The organism is Nonomuraea sp. NPDC049419, from assembly GCF_040676995.1.
Taxonomy (GTDB): domain Bacteria; phylum Actinomycetota; class Actinomycetes; order Streptosporangiales; family Streptosporangiaceae; genus Nonomuraea; species Nonomuraea salmonea.
Window position 1 is genome coordinate 1 of the sequence record NZ_JBFAQB010000044.1, and the last position, 6,847, is coordinate 6,847.

Sequence of the window (6,847 nt, forward strand, 5' to 3'; positions counted from 1 at the left end):
ACGACCCAGCCTTGGCATCCGCCACCGAGGCCGCCTAAGATCCACCCACGGCACCTACCTCGTCGAGCTATTTACACCGCTCCGGGGACGCGACCTTCCTTCATGCTCGCGCCGTCGATTCGTGCAGGATCTCCAACTGCGAGTTCACCGAAGAGCGCTTCACCGTCTGGACCGACGGCGGTCGGACGGATGCGACCATCCCCCGACACCGCGGGAACTCGCCCGGCATCGATCGCTTGCCGCCAGGATTTCGGCATCGTCTTAAGGCAGCCCCGGGTCTCCGGTGAGGCCGGCCGCGTGTTCGAGGGCGACACCGCGGCGTGAGGCTCGGCAGAGCCCCCTTTGGCCTGCGGCGACGTTGGTGCCGGCGTTGCTGTACAGCTCACACTGCACAGCAACGCCAACATCAATATCAGTGATCGCTTACCAGATGTAGCCACGAGAGCTGAAGATCCCCACTAGGGTGTCCGAATAGATGCCGTCGTACGAAGGGGCGTTCCAGTCCGCGGGCACAGCCGCGCTGTTTCCGGCGGGATCGACGTACATGGTCCAGTCGCCGTAGGCGTCGTAACCGTAGACACCGATCCAGTGGAAGATGTTCCGGTTCGTGGGATGCCCGGCGAGATGGTCGCTGGTCGGCGTCTCAGCGGTGTTCCCCATAATGAGATAGTTGTTGTCGATGTCCGACACCAGTGCATCGACGTAAGCCTGCCGATGAGCCAGCGTGGGAGTACCGGGGATCGGTTGCGGGACGTAGAAGGTGGTTTCCATCTCGTAGTTCATCGCATCGGCCATCGGGCGGCCGGTGTTGTAACCGGACGCGATGATCTTGATGTCCTGGGCGATGGGGTTGATGTACCACGGGGTGTTCCCATTGAAGTCGGTGTCGAGCAGGTCTGCTGCATGACTCCATCTGGGATCATCCACCGTGCCCCAGTCCAGGCCCTTCGCGTACATCGCCGAGAGTAGCGTGGACGGGCCGCAGTAATAGTCCTCGATCTGCGGGAAGTAGTAAACAGAGAGCCAGTTCATTTCGGCGGAGGCGGCGGTTGAGCGTCCACCGGGAGCTGCAGCCCCTTGACGTCGCTTCGCCGCATGGGCCTTGGCTTCGGCGGTTTTCCGGGCGAGTAGGTCCTGCTGCGCGGGAGACAACGGAGCGTCGGCTTCGGGATCGTTCTTCGGGACGACGCGCATCTCGTTCATACCCTGCCTGAGCTGCGCAGGTGCGGGGATAGAGGCCACTTCGCCGGGTTTCTCCGGACTCGTGACGGCCCCGGCGGGCGAGGCGACTGTCAGGACCGCTAGAAGCATGAGGCTTATCACGAGGGCTAATCGCTGCACGATACCTCCGATGCTGTTCCTGCCGGATTTTCGGACATCATTGAGACACCGGACACCTTGGGCGGCCGCCCTCAGTCTCGCGCTTGCTGCAGTTGCAGCTTGCGGGCCGCCTTCCGCCGTTCGGCGTCGAACGGATTGAGCGCTGCGCCAGCGCCTTGCCCGGGCTTCCCGTTCCAGGTCCGGATCTTCGCGACCAACCGGTGGAGCCGATCGTCTCCGGGTGGGACGTCAATGGTAAATCTGGACTCGTCGGGCCGATCGTCGTCGCCACCCCAGCGGACGACACCCTCGCACTCCAGGAGGACATCGCGGAGCACCACGGCCTGGTGTGGGAAGAAGTTGCCCCGCGACCCCGCCGGATACCAGTCGGGACGGATGGTCACCGCCGTTCCGGAAGCGTGATTGCTGGCCGGTGACGAAGCCGAGGCGGATCCGAGCGGCCGGTAGCCGATGACCTGGCTCTCGGCGGCCTTCAGTTCGTCGATCTCGTAGTGGAACCTGCCGAGTACGTAGAGCAGAATCGTGGCCGGCTCACCGAGTCGTAGGTTCACCATGATGTCGCTGCCGCCCACCCGCCAGGGGGGCGTCCACGCATGATCCTCGGGTCGTATGATCGGCCAGCCGTTGGCGCTTGTCGGGACTTGTTCTGTGGACGCCGCAAGCGCTGTGGAGGTGTGCGGAGGAGTGTTCCCGTCCCGTACGGCCGCCTTCGCCGTGCCCGGCCCCACAAGCACTCCGGCCATGCCGGCGCCGATGAGCCCGAGCGAACCGCGAATAACAGCGCGACGGCCGATGTTCTTCGTCACCTCTCCGATTTGAGCCGTGGTTTCACCAGCCACGAGGCTCCCTTCTAGGAAAAAAGGCTTCCCATGTTCCAGAGCAGCTGGAAGATGGAGGACGCCAGAGCCACCAGGACAGCGCAGAGCCAGTAAAGTCGCCGCGACACCGGCGCGGAGCGGAGCACCACGGTATTCACCGCTGCCATTGCCAGCGCGAATACGGCAACGAGTACGAGCCCGATGAGCAGTGCTCCGAGATAGCCGTCCTGGAACGGGATTCCGGGCGATCCGAACCCCAACTGAGCGAGCCAGTCGCGAGCCACGAAGTAGGGATAGAAGAACGCGAACTGCCCGAGAAACCCGAATACCGAGTTCAGTAGAAGGCACAGCAGGTAGGCGGCCTTCGAGGACAGCCGATGACTGCTTCTCCGTCCGTCCTGCCTGCTGGTGCGCATCTAGAGATTCCTCGCAGCACTGTTGTACTTCTCGAATATGCGATAGATGGGCAGAGTCTTCTGCCGGTACACGTCGGCCTGAGCGCCCGTGCCGTTGTACCGCTTGAGGATCAGGCCCGCTTCGTTCTCCGTGTAGTCCAACACGGGTCTGCGCTGGCCGATGTCGGCAGCCCCCCAGATATTCACCAGTGGAATCGTGCTGACAGAGTACTCGTCATCGTCCTTGAGCTGTTTCCAGACCCGCCAGACGTCGTGCCAGTCGGCCGGGTCGAGCGCGCTGTCACTGATGATTCCCACGGACACGCAATAGTTTCGGGATTTGATCGCAGTGTCGGCGAAGATTTGGCCGAGGCCTGTACTGCTGTCGTTCTTCATAATGATCGGTGGTTGGGGAGGAGGGCCGCTCATGTTCTCCTCCCAGAGCTCGTACGCCTCGAGATAGGCGTAGGTGGCCACCACGAGGCCGTCCACCGCGGCGTCGTCGACGCGGTTGTTGCGGAGCTCCCAGAAGAGCGGGGTCTGAATGAGCGCCTTGCGCATGCCGAAGGCCCGGGAGAGCGCCGTTATCAGTGCGTCGTGCTGCAGGGTGATGTCGAGTGACGCGGGTGTGAGATAGAGCCAGGCGTTCTCGAGCACGTTCCCCTCGGGGAGGTCCCCGAGGCTCTTGATGTACGCGAGCAGTTCGGTGAGGATCGCATCCCGGCTGGCGCTGCTGAAGGGCACGTCCGGCTTGGCTCCGGTAGGCACGTCGTTGAAGCTGTTCTGCCCGCTGTCCCGTCCGGAATTGATGTTGTTGTCGATCTCGATGGCGCCGTCGCCGGCTCCGATCGTGATGGTGGAGATCTGATCGAAAGCCCAGTCGTCTGGCAGGGGAAAGCCCAGGTTGCCACTGAAACCGGTGGACATGCCCGCGACGAAGCTGGCCGTGCTGAGGCCCTCTGCGGCCACCCTGGAGCAGACGTTGCGGGGCCCGTAGATGCCGATCGCGTACTCGCTGCCGAGCTGGTTGAAACGAGTCCGGATGGCACGGAAGTGCGGAAGGATGTTGGAGGTGACGTCGCTGTCCAGGGCGTCATAGTCGACGGCGAAGTAGATGCGGGTACCTGGCTTGAAGCCGTAACCACGCGCCGCGTCCAGGGCGGCCATGGCGTCAGCCGCGCCCTGAGTGGCGTTGAAGTAGGTCACCGCCCCGCCGTAGGTCTGGTAGATCGGGAAGACCCGAAGTCCCTCCTGCGCGATCACCGCCAGCTCGCCGGGCTGGATCTTCTTGTTGAGCGAAGTGTTGGGCACGTTGGTGAGATAACGGCCGACCACCTGATAGCCGAGGCCCTTCAACGTCTGAGCACGAGCAGGCGTTATCTGGGTGACGCAGTCCGCAGCGGTGCCCCTACGACTCGAATCGCCCGTGCTGACAAGCAGCGAGGCCCAGGTCTGCTTGTCGCCGGTACCGGTGGGGGCGAGCCGGGCGAAGTTCTGGAAGTCGACGACCCGGGCAGTGAGGTTGGCGTCATAGGTGGCCGTGAAGGCGGTTCCCTGCCGGCGGTTGAATATCATGGCCGCGCTGAAGAGCTGTACGAAGACCCCTGTGGAACCCTGCGCTATCCCCTGCGCCGCCAGCCCGTTCAGTGTCTTGGGGCCGAAGATGCCGTCCGCCTCGCCGTCGCTCTGCCCCAGCTCGAACTGGCAGGCCAGCATCATCGCCTTCTGTACGTCTCGTGAGAAATGGCCGTCACACGGAATGACGAAGAAGTTCGTTCTGTTCACGTAGCGGGAGTTCATCCATTGCTGGATCGAGCGTATCGAGGCGCTGCCATTGGCTGTCACAACGTATGCGTCCATAGTGAGCAGCGCCTTGAATAACTTGGGGACCATCGCGTCCCCTGGAAAGGCGTTCTGCGTGCCGGAGTTGGCCTTGAGTTGCTGGACCGCCGCCGACACCCTGTCATTGTAGATGCCATCGATCTCACCGCCATCGTAGCCCTTGCAGTACAGCCCGGACTGCAAGATGCGGACGAGGTTAGCCGGTGCCCCTGCGCTCCGCGTTATCGACGGCCATTGGCTGGTCAGCGTCGACAGCGTCGTAGGGCCGAAGTTGTTCGACAGCGTGGTGATGCCGAGCTGGTGTTGAAGACAGCGGGTCAGGGCGTACATCGTCGCCCACCCGGTGATTCCGTCCTCAACTACTTTGGTGATGCCCGGCACGCTGCCGTAGGTGGTGTTGATGAAGCGTTGTGCACGCAGAACCATCTCATCCATGTCGGCTCCAATGTCGACTGGTTGCGTACGTCTTTCCGCGCCTCCGGCCTCCACGGAGTGCACCGTGCTGCCCGACCGGAGCCGCCCGGGCATCCGGCCGGGCATCGCTCGGGAGGTCGTGCGACCGTCAGAAGCAGTCCTGCCACCTGTGTGAGCTGAAGAAGTCGTTCATGCCATAGGGCACCAGATCGTTGACCACGTACCCGCTGCCACTTGTGTCGTAGGGAATGATCAGCCCCAGCCCGCCACCGTGGCTGTGCTCCCGAAGCACTGCCTTGCACCGGTCGTCGCCGTTGGACAAAGAGCTGGTCATGTCGTTCACGGGAGTGCCGCTGATGACGGGAGACGACCCCCAGAAGTAATAAAGGTAGTCGTTGTCGTAGCTGTCGTCCTCATTGTAGTAGTCGTGCCGTCCACCGACCTGATTTTCGTGCTCGAAAACACATAACTCCGCGTACGTGCACCAGCCGTCGTGCTCTGCGGCCCATGCCGGGGCAGGAGTGGAAAGCATCAGCTGAGCACCCATCGCACTGCCGGCGACAACAGCCATAACTCGATTCAGTAAACGTCGGCCACGCATCATTCTCCTATGTGTGTAGTCGAAATTCGCGACTGTATGAGCGGGATATTGTTACGGCCGACCGCCCTGCAGGACGACTTCGGCGTTACGCAGGAGGATGTCCCTGTTCCGCGCGAGTGTCTTCAGCGCGCCCGCGTGCTGCTCGATCAGTTTCCGCTCGTTCGCGTTCTGCGCGTTCGACAGTGCCACGGCGTAGCCCGACTGGTCCTTGCACTCCATGTCGGCGCTGGCGGCCTTGCGCTCCTCGTCGGTCACCGCAGAGCCGGATTGCCTGACCCACCGGGGGTCGTTCCAGGCGTCCTCCGGTGTCGCGTAGCCGAATCCGCGCTGCTTCATGCACGTGCTCCAGTCGGCCACCGCCCGTAGGACCTCGGCGTCCTTCCTGGCAGGCGCCGCCGCCTCGGCCATCAGCCTCCAGACGAGCAACTCGTCCGGCTGAGAGGCTCCCGTCGTCAGGGTACGGCTCGCCTCTCCGGTGCAGCCGCCTTGAGGAGGCGTCTGACCACTGCCCAGGGTCACGTCACCGCCAGTCAGAGCACGACGTTCCTCCATTGACACAGCTCGGGCCTGGTCCACGGTCCGGCGCTTGCCGTCGGCGGCGTCAGCCTCCTCCGCGTAGCCGGTGCGCGCCGCCTGCTCGGGCTCGATGTACAGGTACCGGCGGCCCGAGATGAACTCTGCACCCTGCTCCTTGGATTCCACGGTTTTGAACTCGGCGAAACCGAGGCGTTGCATGCAGGCAGCAACCAGGCCAGCCCGGGCGGTGGTCACCTTCTTGCGCTGCTCAGCGGTGTCGACGTACGCGGAAAGGGGCGATGCGCCATCCACGGGTTTCGCGCTCGCGGATCGGAGTTGGACCGTGCTGACGCCACTGACGGTGTCACTGCCACAGGCGGCAAGACCGCATAAAAGCGTCAGGCCACCGGCCAGCACAATGGCGTTCCTGGAAAGATTGCCCACGAATGCACCTCCTGATGTTTTGTCGCAGTGATACGGGGAGCGGTTTTTGGCATGACCGATGACTGCGATGAGACGTTTTCGGGCGGGCAGCACTTCGCGTGCCGCTACTAAGCGGCGCGGTTCCGTCCGGCACCGTGATGGCGGGAAAGATAGACTTGGATACCTGAAGGCGACTCCGACGTCGAGCGCTGCTTGCGACGCTCCTTATGATGCACAACAAGATCACCTATCACAAGTATTGACACCATTTAATGCGCGAAGTAAATGGTAATTGCCGATTCCGCATACGGGTAGTGCTCGTCGATACTCGGAATGCGATCCTGTCGTCGGTCAGGCACCAGGAATGACGCAGAGCACGAAGAACGGGGTCCTTCGTGGGTCGCCGGTACTACATCGGTAGATCTTTAAGTCGTTCGCCAGCGTGACTGCTGGTGTATCGGTGATGGTCTGCGAGTGACCTTGTGCCTCACCTACGA

6 protein-coding genes are annotated in these 6,847 nt (G+C 62.8%); all 6 read right to left on the minus strand.

The genetic code is table 11. The features are described 5' to 3' along the window. Positions 1-423: 423 nt before the first annotated feature. The 6 genes from AB0K12_RS48280 to AB0K12_RS48305 all read right to left on the minus strand — a co-directional run bounded on the left by AB0K12_RS48280 (position 424) and on the right by AB0K12_RS48305 (position 6,371). Positions 424-1,203, minus strand: a complete 780-nt coding sequence (locus AB0K12_RS48280; RefSeq protein WP_364576124.1) for a hypothetical protein — start codon at positions 1,201-1,203, stop codon at positions 424-426. Between the two features lie 209 nt (positions 1,204-1,412). Continuing rightward, positions 1,413-2,147, minus strand: coding sequence for a hypothetical protein (locus AB0K12_RS48285; protein ID WP_364576126.1), 735 nt, complete (start codon positions 2,145-2,147; stop codon positions 1,413-1,415). A 44-nt stretch (positions 2,148-2,191) separates the two neighbouring features. Beyond that, a complete protein-coding gene (locus AB0K12_RS48290) occupies positions 2,192-2,575 on the minus strand; it encodes a hypothetical protein (protein WP_364576128.1) in 384 nt (127 codons plus the stop codon). Continuing rightward, positions 2,576-4,831 carry a glycoside hydrolase domain-containing protein gene (locus AB0K12_RS48295; protein WP_364576130.1) on the minus strand — a complete coding sequence of 752 codons (2,256 nt, stop codon included), beginning with the start codon at positions 4,829-4,831 and terminating at the stop codon, positions 2,576-2,578. Between the two features lie 127 nt (positions 4,832-4,958). Beyond that, a complete protein-coding gene (locus tag AB0K12_RS48300) occupies positions 4,959-5,381 on the minus strand; it encodes a hypothetical protein (protein WP_364576132.1) in 423 nt (140 codons plus the stop codon). An 81-nt stretch (positions 5,382-5,462) separates the two neighbouring features. Continuing rightward, positions 5,463-6,371 (minus strand): hypothetical protein, encoded by a 909-nt coding sequence (locus AB0K12_RS48305; protein ID WP_364576134.1) that lies wholly within the window; start codon positions 6,369-6,371, stop codon positions 5,463-5,465. Between the last annotated feature and the right edge of the window lie 476 nt (positions 6,372-6,847).

Excerpts from the sequence above, each read along its gene's own strand:
- AB0K12_RS48300 (WP_364576132.1), bottom strand. The coding sequence starts at position 5,381 with ATGGCTGTTGTCGCCGGCAGTGCGATGGGTGCTCAGCTGATGCTTTCC.
- AB0K12_RS48290 (WP_364576128.1), bottom strand. The coding sequence starts at position 2,575 with ATGCGCACCAGCAGGCAGGACGGACGGAGAAGCAGTCATCGGCTGTCC.
- AB0K12_RS48295 (WP_364576130.1), bottom strand. The coding sequence starts at position 4,831 with ATGGATGAGATGGTTCTGCGTGCACAACGCTTCATCAACACCACCTAC.
- AB0K12_RS48280 (WP_364576124.1), bottom strand. The coding sequence starts at position 1,203 with ATGAACGAGATGCGCGTCGTCCCGAAGAACGATCCCGAAGCCGACGCT.